Annotated in this window: 14 protein-coding genes; 3 read left to right on the top strand and 11 right to left on the bottom strand. The window is 35.7% G+C overall.

The genetic code is table 11. The annotated features are described in order from the left end of the window. Nucleotides 1-5: 5 nt before the first annotated feature. From ODR02_RS17870 to ODR02_RS17845, 6 genes are read right to left on the bottom strand one after another with little or no spacing between them, the layout of a single operon-like run. Nucleotides 6-1,148: a beta-ketoacyl synthase N-terminal-like domain-containing protein gene (locus tag ODR02_RS17870; RefSeq protein ID WP_309512944.1), complete on the bottom strand. Its 1,143-nt coding sequence runs from the start codon at nt 1,146-1,148 to the stop codon at nt 6-8. After that, on the bottom strand, nt 1,145-1,573 hold the full coding sequence (locus ODR02_RS17865) for an acyl-CoA thioesterase (RefSeq protein ID WP_105684190.1): 429 nt from the start codon (nt 1,571-1,573) through the stop codon (nt 1,145-1,147). The genes ODR02_RS17870 and ODR02_RS17865 overlap by 4 nt, the downstream gene beginning before the upstream one ends. Beyond that, nucleotides 1,563-2,831 carry an ABC transporter permease gene (locus ODR02_RS17860; protein ID WP_209786784.1) on the bottom strand — a complete coding sequence of 423 codons (1,269 nt, stop codon included), beginning with the start codon at nt 2,829-2,831 and terminating at the stop codon, nt 1,563-1,565. The genes ODR02_RS17865 and ODR02_RS17860 overlap by 11 nt, the downstream gene beginning before the upstream one ends. Beyond that, the gene (locus ODR02_RS17855) at nt 2,818-3,576 is read right to left on the bottom strand and encodes an ABC transporter ATP-binding protein (protein ID WP_105684192.1); all 759 of its coding nucleotides are present in this window, start codon (nt 3,574-3,576) and stop codon (nt 2,818-2,820) included. Before ODR02_RS17855 ends, ODR02_RS17860 begins: the two co-directional genes overlap by 14 nt. 1 nt (nt 3,577) lies before the next feature. Then, entirely contained in the window at nt 3,578-4,573 is a 996-nt protein-coding gene (locus ODR02_RS17850) for a BtrH N-terminal domain-containing protein (protein WP_309512943.1), read from the bottom strand. Between the two features lie 60 nt (nt 4,574-4,633). Next, nucleotides 4,634-5,038 (bottom strand): hypothetical protein, encoded by a 405-nt coding sequence (locus ODR02_RS17845; protein WP_209786786.1) that lies wholly within the window; start codon nt 5,036-5,038, stop codon nt 4,634-4,636. 310 nt (nt 5,039-5,348) lie between these two features. Between ODR02_RS17845 and ODR02_RS17840 the strand changes: the two genes are divergently transcribed. Then, nucleotides 5,349-5,528: a hypothetical protein gene (locus ODR02_RS17840; RefSeq protein ID WP_105684194.1), complete on the top strand. Its 180-nt coding sequence runs from the start codon at nt 5,349-5,351 to the stop codon at nt 5,526-5,528. Nucleotides 5,529-6,011: 483 nt separating this feature from the next. On the opposite strand, the gene ODR02_RS17835 is transcribed toward ODR02_RS17840, so the two are convergent. From ODR02_RS17835 to ODR02_RS17815, 5 genes are read right to left on the bottom strand one after another with little or no spacing between them, the layout of a single operon-like run. Beyond that, nucleotides 6,012-6,455 carry an ABC transporter permease gene (locus ODR02_RS17835; protein ID WP_209786787.1) on the bottom strand — a complete coding sequence of 148 codons (444 nt, stop codon included), beginning with the start codon at nt 6,453-6,455 and terminating at the stop codon, nt 6,012-6,014. A 7-nt stretch (nt 6,456-6,462) separates the two neighbouring features. Continuing rightward, entirely contained in the window at nt 6,463-6,894 is a 432-nt protein-coding gene (locus tag ODR02_RS17830; RefSeq protein ID WP_105684196.1) for a hypothetical protein, read from the bottom strand. After that, nucleotides 6,894-8,033, bottom strand: coding sequence for a beta-ketoacyl-ACP synthase III (locus tag ODR02_RS17825; RefSeq protein ID WP_209786788.1), 1,140 nt, complete (start codon nt 8,031-8,033; stop codon nt 6,894-6,896). The genes ODR02_RS17830 and ODR02_RS17825 overlap by 1 nt, the downstream gene beginning before the upstream one ends. 1 nt (nt 8,034) lies before the next feature. Beyond that, nucleotides 8,035-8,949, bottom strand: coding sequence for a dialkylrecorsinol condensing enzyme DarA (locus tag ODR02_RS17820; protein WP_309512942.1), 915 nt, complete (start codon nt 8,947-8,949; stop codon nt 8,035-8,037). A 42-nt stretch (nt 8,950-8,991) separates the two neighbouring features. Then, nucleotides 8,992-12,642, bottom strand: coding sequence for an MMPL family transporter (locus tag ODR02_RS17815; protein WP_309512941.1), 3,651 nt, complete (start codon nt 12,640-12,642; stop codon nt 8,992-8,994). A 194-nt stretch (nt 12,643-12,836) separates the two neighbouring features. Here ODR02_RS17815 and ODR02_RS17810 point away from each other — a divergent pair, with 194 nt between their 5' ends. Both ODR02_RS17810 and ODR02_RS17805 read left to right on the top strand, forming a co-directional pair. Beyond that, nucleotides 12,837-13,844, top strand: a complete 1,008-nt coding sequence (locus ODR02_RS17810; RefSeq protein ID WP_309512940.1) for a hypothetical protein — start codon at nt 12,837-12,839, stop codon at nt 13,842-13,844. A 1-nt stretch (nt 13,845) separates the two neighbouring features. After that, the gene (locus ODR02_RS17805; protein ID WP_309512939.1) at nt 13,846-14,985 is read left to right on the top strand and encodes an EpsG family protein; all 1,140 of its coding nucleotides are present in this window, start codon (nt 13,846-13,848) and stop codon (nt 14,983-14,985) included. The last annotated feature ends 157 nt before the right edge of the window (nt 14,986-15,142 follow it).

Raw genomic sequence — 15,142 nt, 5'->3', positions numbered from 1 at the left:
TCAATTTAACATTTTTCCAGCACAACAGCTGCGTTACAGCCGCCAAAACCTGAAGCAGTCTTCAGAATATATTTAATTTCTGCAGATTGGTTTTCTCTGATGATATTCAAAGATTGGGTTACTCCTGTTTCTTCAAAGTTCTTTGATGGAAGTAAAGTACTATGAAGAGCACTTTCCATAGAAATAATGCTTTCAAGAAGACCTGATGCACCCAGACAATGTCCGTAATATCCTTTCATACTGTTGAGAGGAATATTTTGAAGTTCCATTCTGTTGAAAGCAATGGCTTCCATTTCGTCGTTATATAAAGTTGCTGTTCCGTGGGCAGAAATAAAATCAATCTGTTCTGAGGAAACATTGGCTTCAGCCATGGCATTTCTGATACTGGCATATAAACCGTCACCTGTTCTTGAAGGTCCGGAAATATGATTGGCATCATTTATGGCAGAATCTCCCAGAACGTTAAACCTGAATTTTTCGTTTTGTGAGGGATTGCTCGTTATATAAACTGTAGCTGCAGCTTCACCAATATTGATTCCATCTCTGTTTTTGTCATAAGGTTTGCAAGGTCCCGATCCTATGGCCTGAAATGAATTGAATCCTGAAATAACAAATTCAGAAAGCTCATCACCGGCAATGACAAAGGCGTCTTTATATTTTCCTGCCTGGATCATATTCTTAGCCACCGCAATTGCCATGACTCCTGAAACGCAGGCATTGGAAACTACGATGGGTTTTGTTTTGAATCCGAAAAAGTCTGCAATTTTTCCTGCTAATTTCGACAGATAAACACCTTCCGGTAATTCAGACTGATTTTTTAGCAGACTGATATTTCCTTTTGTTGTTGAAAGGATAAAAGCCGTATCTTCTGATATTGTATGTTGTTCAACAAGAGGTTTTATACTTAAAAGAAGCATTTTCTCCAGTCTTGTGAAATTAGGAATGTCTTTCTGGGTAAAGAATCTGTTGAATTCTTCATTCAGTTTTTCAGAATCAATCATGGAAGCATACAAAGCATCCTGATTGTCTATGATTTTATGTAAATCAACTCCTGATCGGCCTTCCAAAAGTGCCTTCCAGTTGGTGTCCACATTGAAACCTAAAGGAGTTACACAACTGTAGTCTGTGATATAAATTTCCTTTCTCATGATAATCCCATTTTATCTTTCCAGTTTTGAAAAAACTCCGGATTGTACAGACATAAGCTACCGTTACTGTCCAGAAATACCTGGATGGTTTCCCCACTGCATACCAATTGGTCCTCCTGATTGAAGAGCTCATATCGGTAGATTAGTTTAGCAGAAACAGAATTGATAAAAGTAGTTACAATCCTGAATGTTTCACCATATTTTAAAGGAAGAAAATGTTCACAGGTACTTTTTACGATGGGGGTTACAAATCCTGCATTTTGAATATCAAGATAGGTAAGGCCGTGCAGACGACCGAAAGCTTCTCTTCCGTCTTCAAAATACACGATATAATGTCCATGCCAGACAATTCCCAGCGGATCTGTCTCATTGAATCGTACTCTGACTTCTTCAGTACAGGTTAATATATTTTCTTTAGACTGCATTTTGTTTTTTTTCGTAAAAAATAGAAATAGCTACGGTAGCAATATAGAATAAGAAAAGAAAAACCAGTTCTTTAGCAATTCCTCCAATTCCACTGTTTCTTAAAATAATATCGTAATAGGCATTCAGTCCCCAGTTCATAGGAGAGAATTTTGCGACAGTCTGCATGAATTCCGGCATTAAAAATACAGGAACCCAAATTCCTCCGATAGCTGCCAGAACCACTACGGATGTTGCCCCAAACGGAGCCGACTGTTCCTGAGTATCGGCAATTGTTCCCAATAAAACACCGAACCCGATAGCAGCTAATCCTGCAAACAATGTTACAATAACAAGCTGGAACATTTTTCCGGATACATCAAATGCAGGAAGATCCATATAAGGGAAAAGATAAATTCCTACTGCCACCATCAGTAAAAACTGTATGATGCAGATAATAAGATAAGTAAATGTTTTTCCTAAAATATGAACAAAATAGGGGGTAGGGCTTATTCTCGCTCTTACACTTGTTCCCTGACTTTTTTCCTTCACCAGATTAATGGATAAAGGAACTACAATAAAGAATATTGCAAAAAGAGTCCACGCAGGAACGTTGTGCTGAACAGAATTCGGCATAACATCCATTTCTCCTTTTTTGGGAGTGATTTCTTTAAAGCTGATCAGGTTTTTATTTTCGTCAAGGTTTTCCGTAGTTCCCAGCTGATCCTGGAATGCTTTGTAGATCTTTTTATTTTCAATTTCAAAAACCATTTTATTCACAGAATTCATTACAGAGTTCTTGAATCCGGCATTGGTAGCAGGGTCAAAGTATAAATGAATTTCTTTCGCCTTTGGAGCTGCTGTTTTTACTTTTGCAGAGTCTCCTTCCAGTCCGAATGAACTTACAATGGTCTGAACTTTTGAATCAATATTAGAATTTAAATCTTTCGTTAAGTTTTCAGGAATGACAATCGCCATCTGGTAATCTCCGGAAAAAACAGCATCCTGAGCAGATTTTTCATTGAAATTGGTCAGCAACTGGAATGTTTTGCTGTTTTCAAGCTCTGCTTTTATATTTTTTGAGACTTCAGATTTATCCTGATCAATAAAAATGATAGGAATCTTTGATCCTTCAAGGTTTTTAAAGGTAGAATCCTGAATAAGGGTAATGGTGACAATCAAAAGCAATGGCATCACAAAGATGATGACAATCCCTCCGATATCTCTTTTCAGCAGAAGAATTTCCTTAATAAAGCTTCTCCACAGTTTATACAACAACATCTCTTAGTTCTTTTCCGGTTAATGAAATGAAAACATCTTCAAGGTTTTCGGCACTTGCTACTCTGTTCACCAATTCTTCGGGTGTTCCTACCGCATGGATTTTTCCGTGGTCGATGATGGCAATTTTAGTACAGAATTCTTCAGCTTCCGACAGGTGATGGGAAGTATAAATAATACAGGTACCTTGTTTATTTAAATCCAGGAGATAATCAATAATGGCTTTTTTAGATTGAACATCTACGCCAACAGTGGGTTCATCCAGGAATAAAACTTTAGGATTGTGGAGTGTTCCTGCGATGAGGTTACAGCGGCGCTTCATCCCTCCAGAAAACTGACCTACCTGTTTGTTGGCAAATTTTGAAAGACCCATGATTTCCAGAGATTCATCAATTACTTTTTTTAGCTGGCTGTGCTTCAATCCGTACAGACTTCCAAAAAACATTAGATTTTCTTTTGCGGTAAGTGTGGGATATAAAGCATATTCCTGAGGTACAATTCCGATGATCTGTCTGATTTTAAAACCTTCTTTCTGTGGAGATAAACCATTGATGGTAAAAGTTCCTGAGGTAGGTTTTATCAACCCTGAAAGCATGGAAATCAATGTTGTTTTTCCAGCACCATTAGGTCCGAGAATTCCATAAATTTCATCTTTATTGATATTCAGGGAAATATCATTTACAGAAAACTCATCAGAATTTTTGTATTTCTTATATAAGTTTTTGATCTCAATCATATTTTCTGCCATATCAGATCGCTTTTCTCAGTTTTTTATAGAAAGCTTCTTCCAGATCTGCAATGTGCAGCATCGTTTTTGAAAGTTCGTTATAGATATTGCTTTTTGAGTTTCTGTTTTTATATACTCTGGCAATATCCACGGCAAAATCTCTCCAAAGATCACCAATAGAAGTGATTTCTTTTGATAATTCCTTCAGTTCATCATTTTTGAGAATGATAGCTGCTTCCTGAAGAAATGCGCCATAGATAAATCTGAAGCCTCCGCCTCCGGTTCCAATTTCTTCCTGCATTCTGATCAATTGTCCCAAATAGTGATTGGTGACTTTTGTTCCTTTCTTTTCTGCCCATTTCGGGATGCTTTTGGCGACCCATATCATGGCTTTTACGCCGATAAGCGGTACAGGAGCCAGCATATTTTTACAGGTATCTTTGATCCCTTTTTTGATAGCTTCCTCAAGGTTTACATTTTCCGGAACATAAACAGGGTAGTACATATGTCCTTTCGGAGGAAGTGCTCCTTTGGCATATCTTACCTTTTCCAGTTCTGCTTCGGAAAGGGATGTTGTATAGTCCATTACCGGATCACTGATCAGGAATTTTCCATCTTCTTTTCCATACACCACAAGGTTGTGGGCATTGAAGTGGAATTTATATTCTTCAGGGAAATAAGTAAGGTTGAAAACTCCTACCTGAAGTCCGGTAGGGATATTTTGTTCCAGATTTCTTTCAAGAGCTTTTTGAGCATCTTTAGGATTTGAGAATTTTTCTCTTTTGATTTTAATTCCTAATCTTTTGGCTGCTTTACTGAAAATAGCACCCGGCATCGGACGATAGCTGAAGCCCGGAGCAAAATTCACCTTTAAAAAAGGAAGGTAGACAAAAAACAGTCCGGAACCGATCCCGAAGATCATGGGTTCGCTTAGTTTAAGTCCTTTATTAAGCAGTAGATTAGAAGCAACACCGTTTTCGCAATGCGCAGTCTGATGGTGTTCAAAGTTTAATTTCATTTGCTGATTGTATCTTTTCATTGGAAAATGAAGCAGGCATTATCTATAGCCTTATTTCAATTATTTACCGTTGAAGTTTTTTAATTCATCCACCGAAATTCCGAAAGCATCGGCATATTTTTTCAGTGCAGTTTCGCTTAGTGTTTTAAATATCCTGGGTTTAAAATGTCTTTTTACCCTCCATTGCCACATTCCTACATAAGATGCAAGGACTCCAAGATCCATTTTGTTCAGTTCCATAAAATAAACGATGGGACTTACCTTATTATGGGCAACATTTTGCTTTGCTTCCTCAATTCTTTCATAAATGAGTTCCATCGATTCATCCAGAGCAGCTTTCTTGGCATCCCAGCCTGTACTGTTTGCTGTCGTGTAATTGTCGTTCTCATCCGTCACATACAACACTTCCGTCATGTTAGCGGATTTCAGGTTACTTTCGTCTTGAGGCAGGTCTTGTTTTTTCATCTAAATACTATAATTTTTTTAGATTGCAGATGAAAAATTTTCACCTGTTTTTTGATTCTTATAATCGGTGGCTAAAATAGTGAAAATACATTATATGTAAATCATATTACCTCTGAGGGAGTTATTGCTTTGAAACAGAGGCTTTATGAAAATATTTTGCAGATTCTAAAAAACAGAAACCCATTATGTTTAATTACGAATATGTATAAAATTTTGTTAATTATTGAAAATATATGGGTGGTTTGATTGTTTTATCTATATTTGTTTGTCTTAAACAACAAAAACTAATAATTTAAAACAAATTTAAACCATGAGAAACTTAAAGTTACTTACAAAAAGCCAATTAAAAAAAGTACAAGGAGGTATAACTGTTTATATTTCATGTGCTAACGGAACGAATGGTCAAATCCGCAACGTAGATATCAATACTGATATTGCTGGTCCTGCTGAGCAGATCTGCGGAGGGAATGACTATGAAGTAGTTATCTAATAAAAATTTACAAAACTTTCATAAAAAGTCACGCTGTTTAGATTCTAAACAGCGTGACTTTTTTATAGGGTTGAATGGGCAAGATTTCATTTTATCTTGTTTGGATATGATTTTGCCTAATAAGAAGTGTTTCATGGATTTATAAAATGTTTCACGTGAAATAATTCATCTTATGATGATGTTTTGTTGTTTGTATTGTATTGATTATCAGTTGTTTTTTTGTGAGGCTCTATTGTAGTTAAAACAGATGAAAAATGAATGTTTTTTATGGCAAGACTGCTGTAGTCAATTCAATAGGAGTGGGCTTTAGCCCACTTGCAAAAAATGGAAAAAATCAACTGTCTTTAGCCAAAACTTATATCTTAAACACAAATGGCACTAATGAATTGCACAAATGTTCATAAGCAAAGAATTAATTATGCAATTTAAAATAAAAAGCTGTACAAAAACGTACAGCTTTTTTATATCTATGTCGAATTGATTTTATGATTTTACCTCCTGAATAAACAGGTTGATTTCTGCTCTGATCAATAGTTCATCATTATTAAATGTTTCACAGAAGATATGGCAGATGTTCTCAAACTGTGAAATGAGTGAAGCTTTGGAAATGATTTTGTCATTCACTTTTGGCAGGGCAAAAATTTCAATCTTCTTGATATTGGTAATAAACCCGATTACTTTTGTATCTGCTTCAGGATTTTCAAAGAAGCTTTGTCCCAGGATAGAAGAACAGGTTTGTGCCAGATTTTCAATTAAGCCGGCTTCTGCAAATTCATTGTTGTGAACAAAAACATTGTCTTCTTTTATTTCAAAGGAAGTCACTACTTTTTCTTTGGTCAGCTCCAGGATGAAATCTGCCATCAGCATCGGTTCGCGATGCGGTAAAAAGTTGTGTATATTGATGATATTCTCTTCCTTTATTTCCATTTCCAGTTTATTTTACAGCGGTTTTCATTTGAGATTTTGCAATCACTTCACCGTTCAGTTTGGTAACGATATCCACCAGGGTTACTCCCATAACTTCATTGAGGATGGTTACCTCAGACTTCAGTTGATCTCCTATTTTAGGCAATACTTCAGCTTCAAAAGATTTGATCGCGCCGATATATCCTGTAGGCGCGTCTTTCCCCAGCAGGTAATACTTGTATCCTGTATGCAGTGCAACACTTTGTGCCTGGTGCTCAATCAGTCCGGAAGCCTGAAATAATCCGTCCTGGATGAAGAGGTTATCTTCTTGTATTTCAAAACCTGACAAAAGATGGCTTTCAGAATACTCTGACAGCTCATGCACCATCACAAAAGGAAACCTTTGCGGAATAAGACTTTCTACAAAATCTTTATCGGATGTAGGCAGTTTATTTTCCATTAGCAAACGGTTAATAACGCACACGAATAAGCAAATCTTCCACTTTCGGGAACGCAAAGAAGTACTTTTTCTCCTTTTTTCAATGTTCCTGAGTTCATTAATTCTTCAAGGGCAATAAATATAGATCCTGCTCCGATGTTTCCTACTTCAGAAAGGTTATAGAACCATTTTTCTGCAGGGAAATCCATTCCTTTTTTCGCAAACTCTTCTTTCAGTCCGTCTTTAAAATATCCTGAAGAAATGTGAGCCAATACGTGGTCAATTTTTTCCGGATCTAAATTATGTTTGTCAAAAGAAGATCTTAAACTTTCGGCTCCTTTTACAAGGATATATTTATCAAGGATTTTAGTATCCTGTTTGATGGCAAAAATAGATTGCTTCAACCATTCATCAGAAGGGTAGTCTGCCCATGATTTCAGGCTTCCGTCTTCCAGTTTGTCACATCCGGCATACATACATGCTTCAATTTCGTGAGCATAAGAATAAAAGTCAATAAATTCTACCTTTAAAGAAATACCGTTTTCTCTGGGTTTGTTTTCCAAAAGGAAAGCTCCTGCTCCGTCAGAAAGCATCCATCTCAGAAACTCTCTTTTGAAAGCAACGATAGGTCTTTCTTCCAGTAACTTTAAGTTTTCAGCTTCGTGGTTGAATTTATCAGCGGTCATCCACGCAGACATTCTTTCGGAACCTGCACATACAGCATTGTCCTGTACTCCGGCTTTTACAGAAAGGAATCCGTAGTTCAGAGCATTCATTCCTGAGTTGCAAAGACCTGTTGAAGTATTAATTTCAATAGATTTTCCGATGTTCAGTTCACCATGTACCATAGAAGCGTGAGAAGGCTGGATCTGGTCTGGTGAAGTAGTTCCTACGGATAATAATTTCATATCTTCCTTTTTGAAGTTTTCATCAAAAAGGCCTTCGATTGCTTTTGCAGTAAGCTGCGCATTAGAGTGGGTAGGATTTCCTTCTGTGTCTAAAGCGTAGTATCGTGTCGTAATTTTATTATTTCTTAGGATAAGTGATTTTGCTTTGGATGGCGCATCATTGATAAGCCCAAGATAAGTCTCCATTTCATCATTCGCTACCGGCTCATTGGGTAAGTATTTTGATGCTTTTGTTATAAATACGTCGTACATTCTATTTTAAATTAATTCCTTGTAAATATCTTTTTTGTTTTTGTCTTTTAAACCAAAATATAGGGGTTGTAAGCAGGTGTAAAACCAAAACGACAGGTGAGATAATCCATATCGCTGCCATCAAATATACCTTAAAGAATTTTATCAGCAATGGACGTTTCTCTTTTTTCTTGATGATCAGATTAGACCATACTGTAAAAATTTTGTTTCCTACCTTCTCTACACGTACCAGAAACGCACGAATTTCAATGGCTCCATTCTTAACAAGATCCGGCTGTAAACTATTAAGGTCATTATTATTAAAATGTCTTTCAATAATCTCGCCATACTTTACGGAACCTGCAATTTCTTCATCGGAAACTCCTGCCGCTGGAAGCATTCCTGATTTTTCTTTCTGACCTGTTGTGAGCCATCGAAGGATGGTCAATACACTCGTGTAGTTGTCATGTCTGTCTACCAGTGCAATATTCCCCACAAGTTTAGCCTGTAAATCTCTTAAGTATACCTTTAATTTCTCCTGGGAGAGCATCCACATATTTCTGGTTCCGGAGATAGTGACTACAGGAGTATCTTTAAGAATACGTTCTGCATAACCACTCTTTAAAAATGAAATAATAGGAATGGATGGTGTGAGATACCATACCTGATACCCAAAAAGAATAAGGTCGTACTTTTTGTTCAGAATTTCTTCTGAAGGAGGAAGGATTTCTTTAGGAATCTGTAAATAAGATTCAGGAAAGGTGTTGAAAAATACATCGCCTGGCCAGGGAAAAGGAAAGTCTTCCTTTAGCTGAATGTTGTAATACGTAATGTCATAAGCATCCTTTTTTGCTTCAAAAGGCTGGGCTATGTTTCTCACGATATCTTCGAGTTGTCCGGTTTGTGAATAATATATGACAAGTATATTTTTCTTCATTAGTTTTCTTTAGCGTTTACAAAAATATGTTTTTCATATTTATTATTTAGTTTTAAATACTTTTAATGATTCAGAATTAAATTTTAATGCATAATTATCACTTTCAAATGAAGTGTTTTTTGTATTTACAAAAATGATTGTTTCAGGGAGACCCTGAATATCATTGAATGTAAAATGATCATGTGAGACAATAAGTACATCAATCTTTTTGTTCACTTCCGAAAGATCTTTTATATACTGTATCTTTCTTCTTTTTACCAGATAGCTATGGGCAGCTGTTGCTCTTTTTTCATCATTTTTTATCAGAGAAAAAACTCTTCGGCTTGCCTGGTAAAGCGTTAATAAAGCATCTTTCTGTCCGAAATCATCCGCCATATGAAGAATGTTGGCTTCATGGGAAATATGCTTATTCATTTCGAAATATACTGATTTATTGGTATTGAAATCTTCTTTTACTTCTTTTACCACTTCACTGTCCTTATACAGGTAGCTCAGGAATAATTTCTTTTTAAAATAATTTTCATCCTCAATCTCTTCTCTCAGTTTTGCAAATTCCTCTCTGAAATAGGCATTGATCTTCTTGGTTCTTTCAGAATAGTTTTTACCAAAACTAATGTCATCTTTGCTGATTCTGTTCCCCACTTTTACGGTAATACTTCCGTCATAGATTATAAAATCTCCTTTCGGTAATACCTCAGAGTTTCCGTGGATATAGAGTGGAAGAATATCCAGACCGAACTGCTCGGCAAGATAAAATGCGCCTTTATGGAATCTTTTCACATCATTGGTGTAAGAACGCTCTGCTTCAGGGAAAACAACCAGGGAATATCCTTGTTCAATTTTTTCCTTCAGTTTTTCCATTCCGTTCTCGATTCCCTGTGAAACAGGATAAAAGCCCAATGCCCGTACCAATTTCCCAAAAACAGGAGACTGATATACCCAGTCATTCACAAGGTAAATGATTTTATGGGTAGCCATTGCTATTGCCAGGGTATCAAGGAAAGACGTATGATTGGCAATAATGACAGCAGGTTTACTGAAGTCTTCCAATGTATTTTTAATGACCTTCTTCTTTACAAATGGATTGGAATAAAGGACAGAAGTTAAAAATCTGGCTAAAATAAGTTTGATAATATCCAGGGTTTTTCCTTTGGAATTTTTAACGAAGAAGCTTCCAAACGCTGAAAATATAAGACCTCCGATTCCATAGTATAAAAATGAGAAGATTGAAATAACCGAGAGTCTGAAGGTGATTGGTGAAAGTCCTTTTTTGGCCCGGTTGGTAATGAATAATCTGAACCAGAAAGGATATAATGTAGAGGTAATAATAATCACAGAAAACATTCCTATCAGCGCCACGAGTGCTAAAGAATGCAGAGCCGGATGCTTGGCAAAGATCAGAGATCCGATAGACAGAATAGTCGTGAAAACGGCAAGAATAATGGATGTTCTGTAAGTGGGCAATTCATTTTTTCCTGTGGTATGTTCTTTTTGCATAGCCTGTGTCAGGAAAATACTAAAGTCATCCCCAACTCCAAATACAAGAGTACATACAACGGTACTGAAGATATTTAATTCAAGTCCCAGGAAATAAAGAATTCCGGCTGTCACAATACCCGTCAGGACAATTGGGAACATGGTCAGGATTGTTAATTCAAAATTTCTGAAGAAAACAATGATTGTTAAAATGATCGCAAGAAGAGAATAATTAATCAAGGTATTGAAATCCCTTTTCAGGAGTCCAAGGAAATTCTCGTTCATCTGCTGGCGGTCAATGGCAATGGCATCATGTTTCTTCTCAATATCTTTGATGAAAGTATCCCGTTTATTTTCGTTCACTTTCACAACATTGGAAACGGTGTAAAAACCATTTTCGCTGCTCATGAATTCTGAAATCTGAAGTGCTTTCACCTTTTGATAGTCTTTTAGACTTAATGCAGTATAGTTTTTATGCAAAGCTTCATTAAAACTGTCAAAAGCAGAACTGTTGAACCCGAATTTATTTCCGTTACCGACCAGCTCAGTAATGGCCTGATTCTTTTTCTGGTCATTCCAGAATTGGTTCCAGTGGTCTATCTTTTTTTGCTGGTCTTTTTCTGAAAGCACGATACTTCCGATAGAATTATAGCTTAAAATTTTACCTTCTTTCTTTTCTTTTTCAAGGAAGCTGCTGAGTTCGGAATTTCTGGTTAATGCCTCTTCTTCAGAATTTCCATAAGAAATAGTGTAGATTGATTTTGAAGTGATATCGGAAAGTTTCTGCAGTTTTGCTTCACTGATTTTTAATTCTTTTGGAATATAATTCAGATCACCAATATCTTCATTAAAGCCCACATGTCTGAATCCGAACAGGCAGGCAAGAATGATAATGGAACATCCTATGATTAAAGGTTTGTTTTTCTCATAAGGATAAGAGCCGATTCTATCGATAAAATTGGTATTGAGATGTTCTTTTTCTTTTGGTTTATAAAGCTGAGGAACAATAATTAATGCTGAGATTGAAGAAAGAATAACTGTAATGGCTGCAAAAAGGCCTAAATCTTTTAGTGCTTCAGAGCGTACAAAAACCAGGCACAGGAATGAAACGGCTGTCGTTGCGCTGCTTAATACAATAGGTTGGGTGATTTCTTTGTAAAGCTCTTCAATATTGTTGTTGTGTTTGTAATGCGTCAGAATATGCAGGGCATAATCTATCGTAATCCCTATCAGAATAGCGCCTACACTTAATGAAATTGCAGAAATCTTATCTTTGATAAAATAAAGGATTAAAAGGGCAAGCAGTACCGAAAACACCGTGGGCAAAAACACAATGATGGGTGTAAAGATATTTCTGAAGTAATAGATCAGAAGGATCAAAAGCACCGTCATGGAAATGACTACCGTGTTCTGTATGTCTTTTTTGATTTGTTTTGCATTGGCCACAGCAATCACCGGAGAGCCGAAATAGCTGATCTCTGTTTTTCCTTTGAACTGTTTGTTGATATGGTCTTTTATAGAATTAAGCTGATCTATAAAAGCTTCATTTGCTTTTGTATCATTGCTTTTGTTCCTGGGGTCAATGAAAAGTAAGAGGTTTTTACCATCTTTGGTTACAATATAGCTGTCTTCGAGTTTGAAGTCTTTGCTGATATTTAAAGCATTTAATTTTTTGATTCCTAAAAAAGTAAGTCCCAAAGGATCTTTTTTAATAAACTCTTTGGTGACAAGACTTGTGGGAGAAACCAGTGAGATGTAATTGTTTTCTACCTGTTTCGCAATGCTGTCTTTCTGAAGTTTCCGGTCAATTTCTTTATAATCATTCTCATTAAGGAATAAAGGGAGGTTCTGGCTGACAAAATCAAAGGTTTCAGAAATCTCATTATCATTCACTTTACCCTGAACAGAGCCGATATACTTTTGTAGAGGGTCAATTTTTTTGAGGAAAGTATCTGCGGTTTCGGAAAGCTGGAAGCTGTCTTCTCCGGATTTATTCTCTATAATAACAATAATTTTATCCGAAAAATTGAGCTGTTTAAGAACCTTTGCCGTAAGATCTGATTTTTCATTTTTAGGAATAATCTGATTGATGTCTTCCTCAAAATTGATCTTTGACGCAAAGAATAGGCATAAAACGGCAATTCCCAAAGCTGTCAGTACAGATAGGATTTTATTTCTGGAAATCAGATAATATAAAAATATAAAAAAGCGATGCATTGCATTTAAATCAAGTCTGCAAATTTAATTTTTTAAGCATTAGTTCAAAATAGTTAGCGATAAGTTTTGACTGAAAATCAATAAAATATTCTAGGAAGAATGAAAAAATATTCTACTTTTGCAAAAGTTCCCTTTTGAAAAAATGTATTTTCAACCACCATTATTATTAAAAAAATAAGAATCTGTTTTTAGATATGTTGAAAAGAAATGATGAAAAAATAAACGGATTTCTATTTGTAATAGTACTTCCGCTGCTGTTGTTTGCCATGTCTTATTATGGGTTTGAATCTTCCTATACAAGACTGAAAACATCAGAGACTACTCCTGACTTTTTATTTTCCTCCGTATATGCTTACAGAGTGATTCCTAATTATCTGAGTGTACAGATGACAGATCTAATGTACAGTCTGATTAACGGACCCCTTTCTTTCTTCAAAGATTTTCTATCAAAAAACGGAACCCCTTTTTATCATGGGCTTTTCCTGATGAACAGTGTGTTCTTTGTTTTATGTTCTTTGATTTTGAATGCTGTTTTTCAATTGAAGTCAATAGGACTTCTGCTGAATCTTAATGCGAGAAGGATTATTCATCTCTTATCTGTGTTTTTCATTGTGATCACACAATATGCACCTACAAATTGTGATACTATTGCACTATTCTGCTATCTGGCGGGTGTTTTTTTAACCCTGAAATATTTAGATACCAGAAAAAATATTTTCTTTTATATTCTCATTGGTCTCATCGGAGTTTCTACTCTGGTAAGAGAAACAGCCTGTTTGAACATTGCTTTTTTTGCCGCGGTATTTTTTAATATTGATGAGTTGAAAAAAGGAAATTATCAGGTAATCTGGAAAATTATACCATTGGTTATTGCTTTTCTGATTCCTTATCTGGGATTGAGAGCATTACTTGTTCAGGACGAAACTACTTTTGTGGAAGGGTTTTATATTAATAGAAACTTTTCCAGTCCTTTCAATCTTGCAGGATTGGTCTTTGCATTAATTGTGATTTATTTTATATACAAGCTGTGTACAGAAGATGAAAACAGGAGTGTTTTTGGAAAATATTTTTTCTTTTCCATTCCTTATCTTCTTATGATTACTTTAGTGGGGCTTTTCTGGGAAGTGAGGCTTTTCCTGCCTTTAATTCTGACCGGAATAATCACAGCATATCATCAGTTTAAAAAAACACCAGAGATTTAGCATGAGTTTACTACATCCATATTATTTAATTGCAATTGTCTACATGCTGTTTTTCAGTGTTCAGGAAGTGTATGGAAAGAAGGTTGATAAAAAGTGGTTCTGGTTCCTTGCTGTTTATTTTATTATTATTGTTGGTCTTAGAGACAGCGTAGGTCCGGATTACGGAAGTTACAAGGGAATTTATATTTACTCTGATACCAAAAGCTATTACAGTATCTTTATGAAGATGCTCCATATGGAAGGTACGGAAACCCTGGATGTGGAATGGCTGTATACTTTGATTAATAAGATACTTCTCAATTTTTTTGATGCTCCCTTTTATATGCTGACGCTGGTCATTGCTATTTTTGCGATGATCTTTAAAGTGGAATATACAGAAGACAATACTTTTTATCCCTTTACTTTTACGCTGTTTATGTTTATTCCTAACTTCTTTATCGGGGAGAGTGGGCAGATCAGACAAAACCTGGGAACTTTTATTGTTTATTTTGCGATACGGTATATTAAAGAACGGAAGCTCTGGCATTACCTGTTTTTTATATTCATAGGATCTGGTATACACAGTGTTTGTTATTTATTCCTGCCGATGTATTGGCTGGCCCGTGTTCCGTTGAACAGAACGGTGATGCTGATTATGATTGTAGGGTCTGTCTTTTTATCACCGTTTGAAATCTATAGGAGTTTTGGAGGTTTCTTAGATGGTATGGCTTCTAACAGTACACTTGTAGAAGGATTTAATGGATATATGGATGAGACGGTACAACGGCTTAATGGTGGGATCGGAATCCCGGAGGTCATGATGGCTATCCTTACTTTCTTCCTTTTTGTTTTTGATAATAAGATGAAAGAGCTGTATCCTTATTACGAATATCATAGAAACTATGCTGTAATTGGGATCTGTCTTTACTTTATTTTTAGAAATAACCCTATCTTCTCATCCAGACTTGCAGGAGCATTTATTGGGTTCTCGTACATTGTTATTCCGAATGCAATGTATGTTGTTTCCGGAAGGGTTAAAAATATGATTTATGCATTTATTATTTCACTGGTTGTCTTCAATTTTGTCGTCTTCTCCATCTTTAATAATATTAAGGCTGGAAGATTTTCGATAGATCTTTATAGAAACCATATTCTTCCATAGTATTTTGAACATTAAAATATAAAGGCAGCTTAAGGCTGTCTTTTTTTATGTAAAAGGTTTTGGGTATTTGTACTGTTTATCAGGTTTTGTTTTATATTATTAATAACATAATTAAAATATGGTGTTTTTATTTATATAATAAATCTCTTTTCATTGA

Origin of the sequence: Chryseobacterium sp. CFS2, from assembly GCF_036543225.1 — a bacterium.
In the GTDB taxonomy this organism is placed as follows: domain Bacteria; phylum Bacteroidota; class Bacteroidia; order Flavobacteriales; family Weeksellaceae; genus Chryseobacterium; species Chryseobacterium culicis_A.
This window is presented reverse-complemented; position numbering and strand designations above follow the sequence as displayed.